This window comes from Clostridium vitabionis (assembly GCF_015351765.1).
In the GTDB taxonomy this organism is placed as follows: Bacteria; Bacillota; Clostridia; order Lachnospirales; family Lachnospiraceae; genus Clostridium_R; species Clostridium_R vitabionis.
In genome coordinates this window covers 1,052,852-1,066,117 of the sequence record NZ_JADKQA010000001.1, presented here as the reverse complement: position 1 = coordinate 1,066,117, position 13,266 = coordinate 1,052,852, and the positions used below count along the sequence as shown (strand labels likewise).

The 13,266-nt window shown below is 59.6% G+C and carries 14 protein-coding genes; all 14 read left to right on the top strand.

The annotated features are described in order from the left end of the window. The first annotated feature begins 176 nt into the window (after nucleotides 1-176). The 14 genes from pstB (at nucleotide 177) to ISF27_RS04595 (ending at nucleotide 13,264) form a co-directional block, all read left to right on the top strand. Nucleotides 177-935 (top strand): phosphate ABC transporter ATP-binding protein PstB, encoded by a 759-nt coding sequence (gene pstB, locus ISF27_RS04660; RefSeq protein ID WP_194609740.1) that lies wholly within the window; start codon nucleotides 177-179, stop codon nucleotides 933-935. 1 nt (nucleotide 936) lies between these two features. Beyond that, nucleotides 937-1,584 (top strand): phosphate signaling complex protein PhoU, encoded by a 648-nt coding sequence (gene phoU, locus ISF27_RS04655; RefSeq protein ID WP_194609516.1) that lies wholly within the window; start codon nucleotides 937-939, stop codon nucleotides 1,582-1,584. A gap of 3 nt (nucleotides 1,585-1,587) precedes the next feature. After that, on the top strand, nucleotides 1,588-2,259 hold the full coding sequence (locus ISF27_RS04650; RefSeq protein WP_194609738.1) for a response regulator transcription factor: 672 nt from the start codon (nucleotides 1,588-1,590) through the stop codon (nucleotides 2,257-2,259). Further along, nucleotides 2,259-3,977 carry a sensor histidine kinase gene (locus ISF27_RS04645; protein ID WP_194609514.1) on the top strand — a complete coding sequence of 573 codons (1,719 nt, stop codon included), beginning with the start codon at nucleotides 2,259-2,261 and terminating at the stop codon, nucleotides 3,975-3,977. The genes ISF27_RS04650 and ISF27_RS04645 overlap by 1 nt, the downstream gene beginning before the upstream one ends. Continuing rightward, on the top strand, nucleotides 3,974-4,789 hold the full coding sequence (locus ISF27_RS04640; protein ID WP_235986013.1) for an HAD-IIA family hydrolase: 816 nt from the start codon (nucleotides 3,974-3,976) through the stop codon (nucleotides 4,787-4,789). The genes ISF27_RS04645 and ISF27_RS04640 overlap by 4 nt, the downstream gene beginning before the upstream one ends. A 106-nt stretch (nucleotides 4,790-4,895) precedes the next feature. Continuing rightward, on the top strand, nucleotides 4,896-5,621 hold the full coding sequence (locus ISF27_RS04635) for an HAD hydrolase-like protein (RefSeq protein ID WP_235986012.1): 726 nt from the start codon (nucleotides 4,896-4,898) through the stop codon (nucleotides 5,619-5,621). Nucleotides 5,622-5,623: 2 nt separating this feature from the next. Next, complete coding sequence (locus tag ISF27_RS04630) at nucleotides 5,624-6,583, top strand: zinc-ribbon domain-containing transport protein (RefSeq protein ID WP_194609512.1); 960 nt, start codon at nucleotides 5,624-5,626, stop codon at nucleotides 6,581-6,583. Next, nucleotides 6,580-7,674: a DUF3810 domain-containing protein gene (locus tag ISF27_RS04625; protein ID WP_194609510.1), complete on the top strand. Its 1,095-nt coding sequence runs from the start codon at nucleotides 6,580-6,582 to the stop codon at nucleotides 7,672-7,674. The genes ISF27_RS04630 and ISF27_RS04625 overlap by 4 nt, the downstream gene beginning before the upstream one ends. A gap of 206 nt (nucleotides 7,675-7,880) precedes the next feature. After that, the gene (locus ISF27_RS04620) at nucleotides 7,881-8,354 is read left to right on the top strand and encodes a hypothetical protein (RefSeq protein WP_194609508.1); all 474 of its coding nucleotides are present in this window, start codon (nucleotides 7,881-7,883) and stop codon (nucleotides 8,352-8,354) included. After that, nucleotides 8,351-9,289 (top strand): ABC transporter permease, encoded by a 939-nt coding sequence (locus ISF27_RS04615; RefSeq protein ID WP_194609507.1) that lies wholly within the window; start codon nucleotides 8,351-8,353, stop codon nucleotides 9,287-9,289. Before ISF27_RS04620 ends, ISF27_RS04615 begins: the two co-directional genes overlap by 4 nt. Nucleotides 9,290-9,379: 90 nt before the next feature. Next, on the top strand, nucleotides 9,380-10,192 hold the full coding sequence (cdaA, locus tag ISF27_RS04610) for a diadenylate cyclase CdaA (protein WP_407926046.1): 813 nt from the start codon (nucleotides 9,380-9,382) through the stop codon (nucleotides 10,190-10,192). Nucleotides 10,193-10,233: 41 nt separating this feature from the next. Next, a complete protein-coding gene (locus tag ISF27_RS04605) occupies nucleotides 10,234-11,589 on the top strand; it encodes a CdaR family protein (protein WP_194609505.1) in 1,356 nt (451 codons plus the stop codon). Next, nucleotides 11,586-11,912, top strand: coding sequence for an HPr family phosphocarrier protein (locus tag ISF27_RS04600; protein ID WP_194609504.1), 327 nt, complete (start codon nucleotides 11,586-11,588; stop codon nucleotides 11,910-11,912). The genes ISF27_RS04605 and ISF27_RS04600 overlap by 4 nt, the downstream gene beginning before the upstream one ends. Beyond that, nucleotides 11,909-13,264, top strand: coding sequence for an O-antigen polymerase (locus tag ISF27_RS04595; protein WP_194609503.1), 1,356 nt, complete (start codon nucleotides 11,909-11,911; stop codon nucleotides 13,262-13,264). Before ISF27_RS04600 ends, ISF27_RS04595 begins: the two co-directional genes overlap by 4 nt. Nucleotides 13,265-13,266 lie beyond the last annotated feature (2 nt).

Here is a 13,266-nt window from a genome sequence, read left to right as displayed (position 1 = left end):
TGGAAAGTGAGAAGATGATGACGGCTTCAGCCGAAAAAAAGCAAACAGACAAGGAACCGATGAAAACTACACAGAAAACCGCGTCGGATATCCCGATGGCAGGAAAGAGGAGTGTGATGTCCTCCGCCATTGCGGCGGCAGCCGGGCTTACGGACACCCCCTTCGAGCCGCCGGTGATGGGGGAGGCCGCGATCGAGGTGAATGGCCTGAACCTCTGGTACGGCGACCATCACGCCCTGAAGGATGTCTCGGTCAATTTGCCGAAGAACCAGATCACGGCGCTGATCGGCCCGTCCGGATGCGGAAAATCTACCTTCCTGAAAACCCTGAACCGGATGAATGACCTGGTGCCGGACGTGAAGATCACCGGAAGCGTCCGGTTTGACGGGATGGACATCTATGACCCGTCGGTCGATGTCACCGATCTTCGGAAGCGTATCGGCATGGTCTTCCAGAAAGCCAATCCGTTCCCGATGAGCATTTATGACAACATCGCCTATGGCCCGCGCATCCATGGGATCCGGAACAAGGCGAAGCTGGACGAGATTGTCGAGCGGTCCCTTCGCGGTGCGGCAATCTGGGATGAGGTGAAGGACCGCCTGAAGACCAGCGCGCTCGGCATGTCCGGCGGCCAGCAGCAGAGGCTGTGCATCGCCCGCGCCCTCGCCGTCGAGCCGGACATCATCCTGATGGACGAGTCCACCTCCGCCCTCGATCCCATTTCCACGGGGAAGATTGAGGAGCTGTGCCTTGAACTCAAGAAAAACTATACGGTGATCATGGTTACCCACAACATGCAGCAGGCAGTGCGTATCTCTGACTGGTGCGCGTTCTTCCTCCTGGGAGAACTGGTAGAATTTGGAACGAGTGAACAGATCTTCTCGATGCCGAAGGATAAGCGCACGGAGGATTACGTCACAGGGAGGTTTGGCTGATATGCGCGCGAATTTTGATGAACAGCTGGAAATACTGAACCAGGAAATGATCCGGATGGGGATGCTCTGCGAGACCGCGATCTCCAGGGCATCGGATTCCCTCCTGAACTATGACATGCATGAGGCGAAGTCTCTGGTCGACCTTCTTGAACAGGTCAACCAGAAGGACAGGGAGATCGAGGCGATCTGCCTGCAGCTTCTTCTCCGCCAGCAGCCGGTGGCCAGGGATCTCAGGACCATCTCCGCGGCGCTGAAGATGGTCACCGATATGGATCGTATCGGTGTGCAGTCCGAGGAGATCGGGGAGATTGTCGCCAGGGGGTCGATCCGGAATGTGGATGACAAGCTGCCGATGGCGGATATGGCCGGCAGCGTCATCCGCATGGTCACCGAGGCTGTCGATGCCTTCGTCAAGAGAGATGCCGAAATGGCCAGAAATGTGATACACTATGACGATGTAGTAGACAACTATTTTGACGAGGTGAAGAGGCTCCTGATTGAACAGCTGAAGAATCAGGGGGAGAGCGGGGAGGCCGCGGTTGACCTGCTGATGATCGCGAAGTATTTTGAGAGAATCGGCGACCATGCGGTCAACGTGGCGAACTGGGTGATCTTCTCGATCACGGGAACCCGCGAGCAGGTAGACTGAATGATGATTTTTTGCGTGGAAGATGATGACAGCAGCCGAGAACTCATGGTTTACGCCCTGGCGGCTGCCGGCTATGAAGTGCAGGGATTCGCGGACGGCACCGCGTTCCGGGAAGCATTGAAGCACATAACGCCGGATCTCGTCCTGTTGGATATCATGCTGCCGGATGAGAACGGGATCACTATCCTGAAGAAGCTCCGGAACCGGGCGCAGACCGCGGATGTTCCGGTGATCATGGCGTCGGCCAAGGGAACCGAGTATGACAAGGTGGTCGGCCTCGACCTGGGCGCGGATGATTACCTGGCGAAACCGTTTGGCATGACGGAGATGGTCTCCCGGGTGAAGGCGGTGCTCCGCCGCTCATCCCGGCATAAGGCGCCGACACTGCTCAGGGCCGGCCAGGTCGAGCTCAACGAATCGGCACACACGGTTCTTGTTCACGGCAAACCGGTGGAGCTCACCCTCAAGGAATATGAGCTGCTCCGGCTGTTCATGGGTAATCCCGGCAAGGTGTTTTCCAGGGAAGCGCTTCTCGCGAGCGTCTGGGATATGGATTTCGGAGGCGAGACACGGACGGTGGATGTCCACGTCGGGACGCTCCGGATGAAACTGCAGGATCAGGGGGAGCTGATCCGCACCGTGCGCGGTGTAGGCTATAAAATGGAGGACCGCTGATGACCAGGAAGATATTCCGTTCCATATTTTTTGCGACTTTTATCGGCCTCTTTGTGTCCTTTCTCCTCACGCTCGGCGCCCTGTACCAGTATTTCAGCGGGCTTTCCGGGCGGGAACTGCATACCCAGCTGGATCTCGCCGCGCGCGGTGTGGAGAATGAGGGGATCACTTATCTCAAATCCCTGGATCTTCCGAACAGCCGGATCACCTGGATCGATGCGGAAGGGAATGTCCTCTATGACAATGAGGCGGATCCCGGAACCATGGGCAATCACGCGGGACGCCAGGAGGTCTCCGAGGCGCTCTCCTCGGGATACGGCGAGAGCAGCCGCTATTCCGACACGATGACAAAACGCCTTCTCTACTCGGCGGAGAGGCTCTCCGACGGAACCATTCTCCGGATGTCTGTCAGCCAGTACAGTGTCTTTACGCTGGTGCTCGGCCTTCTGCAGCCCCTGATCGCTGCGGTTGCGCTCTCCCTGGCCTTCTCCGGCTTTACGGCGATGCGTCTCGCGAGGCGCATCGTCCGTCCGCTCAACGAGATCGACCTGGATCACCCGCTGGAAAATGCCGGGTACGATGAGCTCTCCCCGCTGCTTCACCGCATTGACGCGCAGCAGGATGAGCTGGCGGAGCGCGAGGGGGAGCTCGGGCAGAAACAGCGGGAGCTGGATACCATACTTGAAAATATGGCGGAGGGTATGATACTCTTAAAGCGCAGCGGGAAAATCCTCGCCATCAACACGGCAGCGGCGGAGCTCCTGGACACGGAGCGCGGGGTGATTGGGCGCCAGATTCTCACGGTCAGCCGAAACCTGGACCTCCAGAATGTGATCGAGAAGGCACTTGCCGGGGAGAGGGCGGAGAAGGTTGTCCCCTTTCACGGGGAGAGCTATCAGGTCAGCGCCTCCCCGGTCGAGGCGGATGGAGAAATCCGCGGCGCCGCGGTTATCATGTACGATGTGACGGAGCGGGAGCAGGCGGAGCAGATGCGCCGGGAGTTTTCAGGCAATGTGTCCCACGAGCTGAAGACACCGCTTCACGCAATCTCCGGATATGCCGAGCTCATGAAGGACGGCATGGTGAAGCAGGAGGATATCCGGCCGTTTGCCGGCAAGATTTATAAGGAAGCGCAGCGGGCGATTCAGCTGGTCCACGATATTATCAGCCTGTCCCATCTGGACGAGGGTGCCGACGACATGAAGCGGGAGAAGGTTGACCTCTATGCGGAGGCAAATGCCGCGGTCTGCCGGCTTCTCACCGAGGCGAAGAATGCGAAGGTTACCCTGACGATCGGCGGTTCCCATGCGGAGATGACCGGCGTCCCGGATCTTCTGGAGGCCATCACCTACAATCTCTGCGACAATGCGATCCGCTATAACCGGCCGGGCGGGCTGGTGCATGTGGAAGTCCGCGGGGAGGGCAGCCGCGCTGTCCTCGATGTCCAGGACAACGGCATCGGGATCCCGAAGAAGGACCAGAAGCGGATTTTTGAGCGCTTTTACCGGGTGGACAAGAGCCATTCCAGGGCAGTCGGGGGGACCGGGCTCGGGCTCTCGATTGTGAAACACGCGGTCATGATCCACCACGGGCAGATCGACTTAAAGAGCGCGGAGGGCAGGGGTACGCGCATCACGGTGTCATTTCCCACAGATCTCAAGGCGGACGAGCCGGTACAATACCTCCCGGAGAGCGGAAGAGAGGACAAGGCGGAATGAAGATCAATTTTAACGAGAAAAAAGGGTTTATCTGCGACATGGACGGCGTGATCTACAAGGGCAACCAGATTCTGCCCGGGGTCACGGAGTTTATCGACTGGCTCCAGCAGGAGCACAAGAATTACCTTTTCCTGACGAACAACAGCGGGATGACGCCGAAGGAGCTCCACCAGAAGATCATGCGGATGGGCCTGGATGTGCCGATGGAGCATTTCTATACCAGCGCGCTTGCCACCGCGCAGTTCCTGAAACAGCAGGCTCCGGGATGCTCGGTCTTCGCGATCGGCGAGGCCGGCCTTCTGAACGCGCTCTACGACGCGGGGATCACGATGAACGATGTCAATCCGGATTATGTCGTCATGGGCGAGGGCAGGACCTACTCGCTGGAAACGCTTACCCAGGCGGTCAACCTCGTTCTCGGCGGGGCAAAATTGATCGGGGCAAATTCCGACGTGACCGGGCCGATTGAGGGCGGTATCGCGCCCGGCTGCCGCGCCCTCGTCGCGCCGGTGGAGATGGCTACCGGAAAGAAGGCGTATTTCTGCGGAAAGCCGAATCCCCTGATGATGCGGACCGGCCTCCGGATACTCGGCTGCCATTCCGAGGAGGCGGTGGTTGTCGGCGACCGCATGGACACGGATATCGTGGCCGGCACGGAGAGCGGCATGTCCACCGTCCTTGTGCTCTCCGGCGTCTCCACGCCGGAAACCGTGAAGCGGTTTGCCTATCAGCCGACGATGATCCTGGACGGCGTCGGCGATATTGTCACCGAGGCGGAATCGTCCCTTCCGGGGGCGGAGAACGCCTCATAAACCGGCGGCTTGCCGCCCCGGCCAGACCAAACAGAATACGATCCCGGCACTGGCATGTTTCGATCTGCCTGTGCCGGGATTTTTGTCTGTCCATGAGGGCGGAATAATGTTAAGATGGAATCGGCCGGACGATTTGTTCCGGCAGATGGACACGATTGGGAAGAAAGGATGTGCGGGGATGCACAGGATATTGCTTTTTGACCTGGACGGGACACTGACGAAGTCTGATCCGGGGATTGTGAACGCGGCGTTATACGCCCTCGAACATATGGGAATCACGGTGGATCATCCGGAGGAGCTCCGGAAATTCATCGGGCCGCCGATCCGCCGGTCCTTCGAGGAGGATTACGGGATGAGCGGCAAGGAGGCGGAGACGGCGCTCGCCTATTACCGCGAGTATTACACCCGGAAGGGGCAGTATGAAAATTCTGCCTATCCGGGAATCCCGGAACTGCTGGAAGCGCTCCGCCGCAGGGGAAGGACGCTCATGGTCGCGACAGCCAAGCCGGACGCCTACACGGAGGAGATTCTCCGGTTCCTCCATCTTGACCGGTATTTTGACTATGTGGCGGCAGCGACGATGGATGGCTCAAGATCCGAGAAGATCGATGTCATCCGCTATGCCATCAGCCTTGTCGGCGCGGGACACCGGGAGGACATGCTGATGGTCGGCGACCGGGAATTTGATATTCTCGGTGCCCGCGGGACGGGCTTGGACTCTGTCGGTGTTCTCTACGGCTATGGAAGCCGCGGGGAGTTGGAGGCTGCCGGCGCCGGTAAGATCGCGGCGACCGTGGAGGAACTCGGCGGCATTCTTCTGCATGAGGAGTAAAGATGAGGAAATTCATGCGTTGGGCAGGGATATTTGTCCTGGCAGCCTGCCTTGCCTTTGCTGTCCCAGCCGCGGGGCGCGCGGATTTCGGAGACTATTCCGGAAACAGCGACTATAACAGCGGCGGCAGCAATGGCGGGGACCGCGGCAGCTATGGCGGGGACTACGGCGGCTATGGCGGAGGCAGCTACGGCGGCAGCTATTACGGCGGCTACCCGGGGTTTTATGATCAGGATGATGGCTCGGAGGATGGTGCGGATCCGGCCGTGATCCTGTTCGTCATCGCGGTGATCACACTGATTATCCTGGCCAATATGAAGCGGCAGGGCAGAAAGCGGGGGATGCGGCGGGAAGTTCCGGTGATGACCAGGGAGCCGTCAAAGGGAAAGCCGATATCCACTTATCGGGAGATTGACCCGGGATTCGATGAGGCGGCTTTCTCGGAGAAGCTCTCCAATCTCTATGTCCAGATGCAGGATGGCTGGACCAAGAAGGATATTGCGCCGCTCCGGCCGTACTTTACGGATGCGTTTTTCGCCCAGATGGAGAGGCAGCTTGAGCAGAAGAAGGCGGCGCACGAAACCAACTATGTTGAGAGGATTGCCGTGCTCTCCGCCGCGCCCACGGCCTGGTACCAGGAAAATGGTATGGATCACATTGTGGCTGTCCTCCAGACGAGGATTGTGGACTATACACTGAACGACGACACCGGGGAGCTCGTGTCCGGGAGCCGGACCGCGGAGAAATTCATGACCTACGAGTGGGATCTCGCGAGGGAGACCGGGAGCAGGACAGAGAAGAATCCGGAGATCCGGACCGTGAACTGCCCGAACTGCGGCGCCCCGGTGCGGATCAACGCGACGGCGAAATGCCCGTACTGCGGTTCTGTGATCACGGTGAAGCAGAAAGATTGGGCCATCACCGGGATCCGCGGCCTCGCGCAGCGGACAGGCGGCCGATGAGGCGCTTATTTCCGGCCGGTGTTTTTGCCGCTGCCGGGGTGGGACTTCTTGCGGCGGCGGACCATTTCCCCGCATTTGCGGAGTGGTACCGCGCCCATATCTACCGGTCGCTCTCCGCGGCGTTTTCCCTGGTGAGCGGTATATTCCCTTTTTCCCTTTCCGAGATCGGGCTCTGCCTCCTCGCGGCCGCGGCGGCGGCAGATCTTGTCTGCTGCCTTGTCCGGGGCGGTGATGGAAAATGCCGGATCAGGAGGCTGTCCCGCCTCGGAATCCGCCTGGCCACCGCAGCCGCGGTACTGTTCTTCCTCTACGCTGTAAATTGCGGGGTGAATTACCGGAGCAGGACATTTTCCGAGCTCGCCGGGTTCCGGCGGGAGGAGGCGTCCGCGGAGGAGCTTTACAGCCTCTGCGATGATCTGGCGGAGGAGATCCGGAAGACGGATGATGAGCTCGGGACCAGCGCGGGCGCAGACGGGCAGACGGCAGAGACGCCCGCGCCGGATTTTGCCTATTTCCGGCGGACTGGGAAGCTCTGCCGGAGCGCCATGCAAAACCTGGGGGAGGCCTGGCCGGAGCTTCGCTTCCACTATCCGATGCCGAAGCCTATTCTCTGTTCGAGGTTTTTCTCCGAGCGCCAGATCACCGGCATCTACTCCCCGTTCACGGTGGAGGCCAATGTCAACCGGGAGATCCCGTACTATAACATCCCGTTTACCATGTGCCATGAGCTTTCCCATCTCTGCGGCTTCATGCGGGAGGATGAGGCAAATTTCATTGCTTTTCTTGCCCTCGCCGGGGAGGAGGATGCGGAAATTCGGCGGAGCGGCCTGCTCTGCGGCTTTGTCTACGCGGGAAATGCGCTTGCGGCGGCGGATCCCGAGCGGTACGCACTCTGTTACGGGAAACTCACGGACCAGGACCGGCAGGATCTTGCCTGGAATAATGCGTTCTGGGACCAGTTCCGGGGAAAGGCCGCCGAAACCCACGAGAAGGTCAATGACGCCTATCTCCGGGCGAACGGGCAGGCGGAGGGAACCGCGAGCTACGGCAGGATGGTTGATCTGATGCTCGCGTGGCACAGAAAATTATGATATACTGTTACTGTTCAGCACATGCGGAGGGAGAGCCCGCAGACCGGCCGCTCGCGGATGGCTTTGCGGGCTCTCCCTCCGCATGTGGCAAGACGCCGCGGGTGCTCGGAACTCCGCATCCCGCGAAGCAAAGCCCCGCGGGGGGCGGTGGCTGAACAGTTACAATAGCTTTAACTTCATCCATGCAGTTGCGGTTCAGCGCCGGAATGCGGGAATTCGGCCGCCCGGCGGGGGAAGATCGGGAAGGGTTTATGCTGAACGAGGATAAAATCCGTCGGATGACGGATCTTGCCATGTTTGAGAAGGAGCACAGCAGGGCAATCGGGGATGCCGGTCTCTATCATCAGGAGGATTATGCCGCGCGCTATGCGATCCGCGGCTTTTTCGGCTATACGGGCGCTTTCATCCTGGCCATCCTGATCGCGGCCTTCTGCCGCCTGGATCATTATCTCGGGGGCTTGACGATGGAACTTCTTGCCGCCCGTCTCCGGGAGCTGGCGGTTTTCTATGCTGCCGGCCTCCTGATCTATCTCGCCTTAGCCGTCTCAGCGGCGCTCCGCGCCTACGAGAAGGCGCGGGAATACCGCGGTATCTATCTGACTCGGCTGCGTTATCTGTCCCGCAGGTATGATTTTCAGCACCGGAAGGAACAGCTCTTGAGGGAGGAAAAGCGGGGATGAGAGCATTGCTGATTTTTCGGGAGCGCCTCCGGGCGTTCTATGCCAGATACAGCCAGCCGGTAGATTACGCGCTGCGCTTCCTGGCAGCCTTTGCGGTACTTCTCCTGGTTCTCCGGATGACCGGCTACCGGGAGGAGATCCACGGAATCCTTCTTGCCCTGGCCGCCGGACTGTTTCTGGCGCTTCTCCCGGCGGGAGCCGCCGTACTGTTCTCCGCCGGCCTTATCCTGGCGGAGTTCTCCGCGGTTTCCGTTGAGCTCACTCTGGCATCCGTCATGCTCTTTCTGGCCTTTGCGATGATCATGTTCGGCTTTCAGGTGCGCCATACGATCCTGATCCTTGTGGCGCCGCTGTTTCTCTATCTGCGGCTTCCCTACGCACTTGCCCTCGCGGTGGGCCTTCTGGGAACGTATGTCTCCATCATTCCCGCCGGAATCGGGATCTTTGCCTACTACCTGATGCTTTACGCCAGGCAGAATAACAGCATGTTCACGATCGGGGAAAATACGGACCGACTGGATATCCTGTCCCAGGTATTTTCCGGTGTCCTCGGCAATCCGTCGATGCTTCTGGCGCTTTCGGCCTGCTGCCTGTCGATCGTGGTTGTCCTGCTGATCCGGGACCTTTCCATCAATTATGCTCCCCTGATCGGCATCGCCAGCGGGCTCATTTTCCAGCTTCTTGCTGTTCTCATCGGGAGCCTCATGCTGAAACTGACGGTGATGCCGGTTTCCACCGCGCTCTCTGCCCTTGTCTCCCTCGGGGCGGCGCTCATCCTCTGGTTTTTCCTGTATTCGGCGGACTACTCCCGGACAGAGTATCTCAACTACGAGGATGATGACTACTATTATTATGTGAAGGCGGTTCCGAAGATGAAGGTTTCGCTGACCGACGTCCGGGTGACGAAAATCAACCGGGTGCATAAAGACGAATGATTTCGCGGAAATCCGCGGTTCAGCTATTGGAGGCAGTATATGTCATCGGCGTTGTCTTATATTTATGCCTGGTTCTCATTTGTGCCGAGAATGACAGTCAAGAATTTCATCGAGATTCTGATCATCAGCTATGTGCTCTATCAGATCCTGGTGTGGTTCAAGAATACCAAGGCCTGGACCCTTCTCAAGGGTATTCTCTTCATCCTGGGCTTCTTTCTCTTTGCGGCGGTCCTCCAGCTGGATACGATCCTCTGGCTGCTTGAGAAATGCTCGGTTATCGCAGTGACGGCGATCCTGATCATCTTTCAGCCGGAGCTGCGCCGCGCGCTGGAACAGCTCGGCAGCCAGGACGTCTTCGGGCGCTTCTTCCAGACGGAGACGGTGACGGAGGACGAGGAGTTCAGCAAGAAGACGATCCATGAGCTCGTCCGCGCTTCCTTCGAGATGGGAAAAGCCCGCACCGGCGCCCTGATGGTGCTGGAGAGGGAGAATTCCCTGATGGATATCGAGAGGACAGGGATCGCGGTGGACGGCATCGTGACCAGCCAGCTGCTCATCAATATTTTCGAGCACAATACCCCGCTGCATGACGGCGCCGTGGTGATCCGCGGAAACCGGGTCAGCGCGGCGACCTGCTACCTTCCCCTGTCGGAAAATATGACCATCAACAAGGCTCTGGGAACCCGCCACCGGGCGGCGGTCGGTATTAGCGAATCCACGGATTCCGTGACGATCGTGGTTTCCGAGGAGACCGGGAGAGTGTCTGCGGCGATCGGCGGAAGCCTCCGGATCCTGTCCAGCGAGGAGGAACTCGCGAATTTCCTGCAGATCCAGATGCTTGGCCCGGAAACGCGGCGCACAGGGCGGCTTCGGGACATCTGGAAGAGAAAGAGGATCCGCTGAGAGACATCCGTTCATTTTTGCTTTAGGAGAAAATATTGAAAATGAAGGAAATATTCCTGCGAAATCTCAGCCTCAAGGTTATCGCATTTGTCGCCGCGTTTTTTGTGTGGCTGGGGGTGGTCAACGCGGCCAATCCCGTGATCACCGTGACGCGCGATGTGGAGGTGAAAATCACCAACGAGGAGGTTCTCGAGAAATCCAACCTGACCTATGAGGTGGTGGGGAAGAATACAGCGACCGTCAGCTGCCGGGCGAGAACCCGTGACGCCTCCAGGATCCGGGCGGAGGATTTCTATGTCTATGCCGACCTGTCGGACATGTACGATGTGACCGGCGCCATCCCGGTGTATGTGGAGGTTACCGATAACGCGAACCTGATCCAGGGCACCCCGACGGTGACCCCCGGGGTGATCAAGGTCCAGACGGAGCCTCTCCAGACGAAGCAGTTCACCCTCAAGGCGATCACCTCAGGCACCGTGGAATCCGGCTATGAGACCGGCGAAATCAAGTTGGATCCGAAGACCGCCGTGGTCAAGGGGCCACAGTCCCTGGTCGGCCAGATCAGCTCCGTCGGCGTGGCCATCAATGTGGACGGCGCGGCGCAGGATCTTAACGGAACCGCAAAGCCGGGGTTCTATGACGCGAACGGGAACGCGATGACGATGAGTGAGCAGGTGCAGATTGAGGGCGGGGATGTCGCCTACAGCGTAGATATCCTCCGGCTGAAGGAGGTGCCGTTAAACTTCATTGTTGCCGGGAATGTTGCTGCCGGCTATGAGTATGCCGGTGCCGAGGCGACGGTCGCCACGGTGACCATTGCCGGGGAATCTTCGGCACTTGAGTCCGTGAGCGAGATCAGGATCCAGAACCCGGCGCTCAATGTGGAAGGGGCGACAGGCAATGTGAAGACCACCGTGGATCTCCGCGACTACCTGCCTTCCGGTGTCAGCCTGAGCGGCATGGACAATACAGAAATCTCCGTGACGCTGAAGGTTGAGCAGCTCCAGACACAGCGGGTTACCGTGCCGGCAAGCCAGGTCAGCCTGACCGGGGAGAACTCAGCCTATGACTATTCGGTCAATTCAGGGTTAGTCACCGTGCAGGTTCAGGGCCTTGCCGAGGATCTCGCCCGGCTGACCCAGAAGGAGCTCACGCTCAGCGCAGATGTCTCCGGCGCGGATGCCGGGGTTCACGCGGTCTCGGTGGATGTCTCGCTCAGTGCCGATTTCGCCGACCGTATGGAAGTCCTCAGCGCGTCACCGCTTTCGGTCACCGTCCGGTCCCGGAACGCGCAGGCGCCTCAGACGACGGCGGCGGAGACGGCGGCAAGCACCGATGCCGCGGAGGGAGACACCGGTTCGGACACAACCGCGGAAGGGGGAACGACAGGAACATGATGAAGGCAAAGGTCCGGATGAACATTCCCGGCGGGCTGCACCTGCGCCCCGCCCAGGAGCTCTGCAGCCGGGCGATGTGCTTTAAGAGCACGATAACCATGGAGGTACGGGGGGCGGAATACAATGTCAAGAGCGTGCTGAGCGTCCTTGGTGCCTGCGTGAGATCCGGGGAGGAGGTCGAATTTTCCTGCTCCGGGGATGACGAGGCATTTGCCCTCCGGGATATGGTGGAGGCCGCGGACAGCGGCCTTTCCGAGTACATGCGCCTTCTCCGCTCCGGGAAAGAGGAGAGGGCCGGGGATGCCGGGGAGGATGAGGAATGACCGTTTTTCTGTTCTGCCAGGCGGCGGCTTTCCTGTTCTCCCGCTGGAATGCCAACCTTCCCGCGGGGCTTGGGATTCTCGCTTCCGCCGCCTATCTCTACGCGGCGGAGGCGGGACGCTCCGGGTCAAAGCTTTCTCTCCGCGGCCTGTTCCTGCTCTCTTTTGTCGGTGGTGAGGGCCTTGCCTGCCTTAAACTCTCCTTCATCGGGGAAATGTGGTGCCCCGGGATGTGGCTTTCCGTGACGCTGGCCGTTCTGGGATTTTCCACGGCGTACGGCCTTCTCTCGGGGGAAAGCCTCCGGGAGATCTTTTTCCCGGGAATGGCGAGGGATGGCGCGTCCTCCTGGTCCGTCCATGCGGCATTCCGCGAGCGGGAACTCAGGGATGATCCGAGACGGTTCAGGGACGCCTCCGGTCCGGTGCTTCTCGCGGCCTGCGGCATCGCGATGGTTTCCCTGCTGAGCTTTCTTCTCGAGGCCAGGATCCTGGGGTACGTCCCGTTCTTTGTCCGGGGGGTCCCGCATGCCTATTCCGCCTTTCATGTCCACGGCCTGCATTATTTCACGGTGAGCTGCGTGCTCGTGCCGCCCCTATCGGTGATTTATTTCCGGACGGGGACGGGAAGGACATTCCGGGGCGATATCCTGGCGGGAATTGCCCTGGCTTGCGGGCTTGCGGTCCCGCTGCTCTGTGTATCACGGTTCCAGCTTGTCTTCGCGGTGTTTCTTGCCGGAGCGGTTTACTTCCGGATGGGTGGAAAAATCCATCCGGCGCTGATGGCTGCCGGCGGGGCAGCCCTGGCCGCGCTGCTTGTCATCCTCACCGCGGCGAGAAGCCACAGCGCGGAATACCTGAACGGGATCTTCGAGATGAAGAACAGCCGGCTGCCGCTGTTTGTGAGCCTGCCCTACATCTACATCGCGATGAATTATGAGAATCTGGATTATCTGATCCGCGCCCTCCCCGCGCATGCCTTCGGGAAGCGGATGCTGATGCCCCTGTGGACGTTCACCGGGCTGAAATCCATGTTCCCGGAGCTCGTCAATGCGCCGCTCTACTTTATTAAGGAAGAGCTGACGACGACCACGCTCATCTATGACGCCTGGTATGATTTCGGGACGGCCGGGGTGCTGCTCTTCGCGGCTGCCCTCGGCGCAGTGTCCGCCAGGATTACCGAAGCGTGCGACTACTCGGACAATCCGGTGGCATTCCTGTTCTACGCACAGTTTGCGGCGTACCTGGCCTTTTCCTTTTTCTCGGCATGGTTCTCCCTGCCGGTCACCTGGTTTTACTTCGGCGTCACTTTCCTCGCGGGCCTTATGGCCTATCTCGGGATCGGACGGCGCCGCTGAAC

Bases quoted from the DNA above. Each gene is read 5' to 3' on its own strand.
- ISF27_RS04630 (WP_194609512.1), top strand. From the start codon at position 5,624: ATGAGGAAATTCATGCGTTGGGCAGGGATATTTGTCCTGGCAGCCTGC.
- ISF27_RS04650 (WP_194609738.1), top strand. From the start codon at position 1,588: ATGATTTTTTGCGTGGAAGATGATGACAGCAGCCGAGAACTCATGGTT.
- ISF27_RS04600 (WP_194609504.1), top strand. From the start codon at position 11,586: ATGATGAAGGCAAAGGTCCGGATGAACATTCCCGGCGGGCTGCACCTG.
- ISF27_RS04615 (WP_194609507.1), top strand. From the start codon at position 8,351: ATGAGAGCATTGCTGATTTTTCGGGAGCGCCTCCGGGCGTTCTATGCC.
- ISF27_RS04605 (WP_194609505.1), top strand. From the start codon at position 10,234: ATGAAGGAAATATTCCTGCGAAATCTCAGCCTCAAGGTTATCGCATTT.
- ISF27_RS04595 (WP_194609503.1), top strand. From the start codon at position 11,909: ATGACCGTTTTTCTGTTCTGCCAGGCGGCGGCTTTCCTGTTCTCCCGC.
- ISF27_RS04620 (WP_194609508.1), top strand. From the start codon at position 7,881: ATGCGGGAATTCGGCCGCCCGGCGGGGGAAGATCGGGAAGGGTTTATG.
- ISF27_RS04645 (WP_194609514.1), top strand. From the start codon at position 2,259: ATGACCAGGAAGATATTCCGTTCCATATTTTTTGCGACTTTTATCGGC.
- ISF27_RS04640 (WP_235986013.1), top strand. From the start codon at position 3,974: ATGAAGATCAATTTTAACGAGAAAAAAGGGTTTATCTGCGACATGGAC.
- ISF27_RS04625 (WP_194609510.1), top strand. From the start codon at position 6,580: ATGAGGCGCTTATTTCCGGCCGGTGTTTTTGCCGCTGCCGGGGTGGGA.
- cdaA (WP_407926046.1), top strand. From the start codon at position 9,380: ATGACAGTCAAGAATTTCATCGAGATTCTGATCATCAGCTATGTGCTC.
- ISF27_RS04635 (WP_235986012.1), top strand. From the start codon at position 4,896: ATGTTAAGATGGAATCGGCCGGACGATTTGTTCCGGCAGATGGACACG.
- phoU (WP_194609516.1), top strand. From the start codon at position 937: ATGCGCGCGAATTTTGATGAACAGCTGGAAATACTGAACCAGGAAATG.
- pstB (WP_194609740.1), top strand. From the start codon at position 177: ATGGGGGAGGCCGCGATCGAGGTGAATGGCCTGAACCTCTGGTACGGC.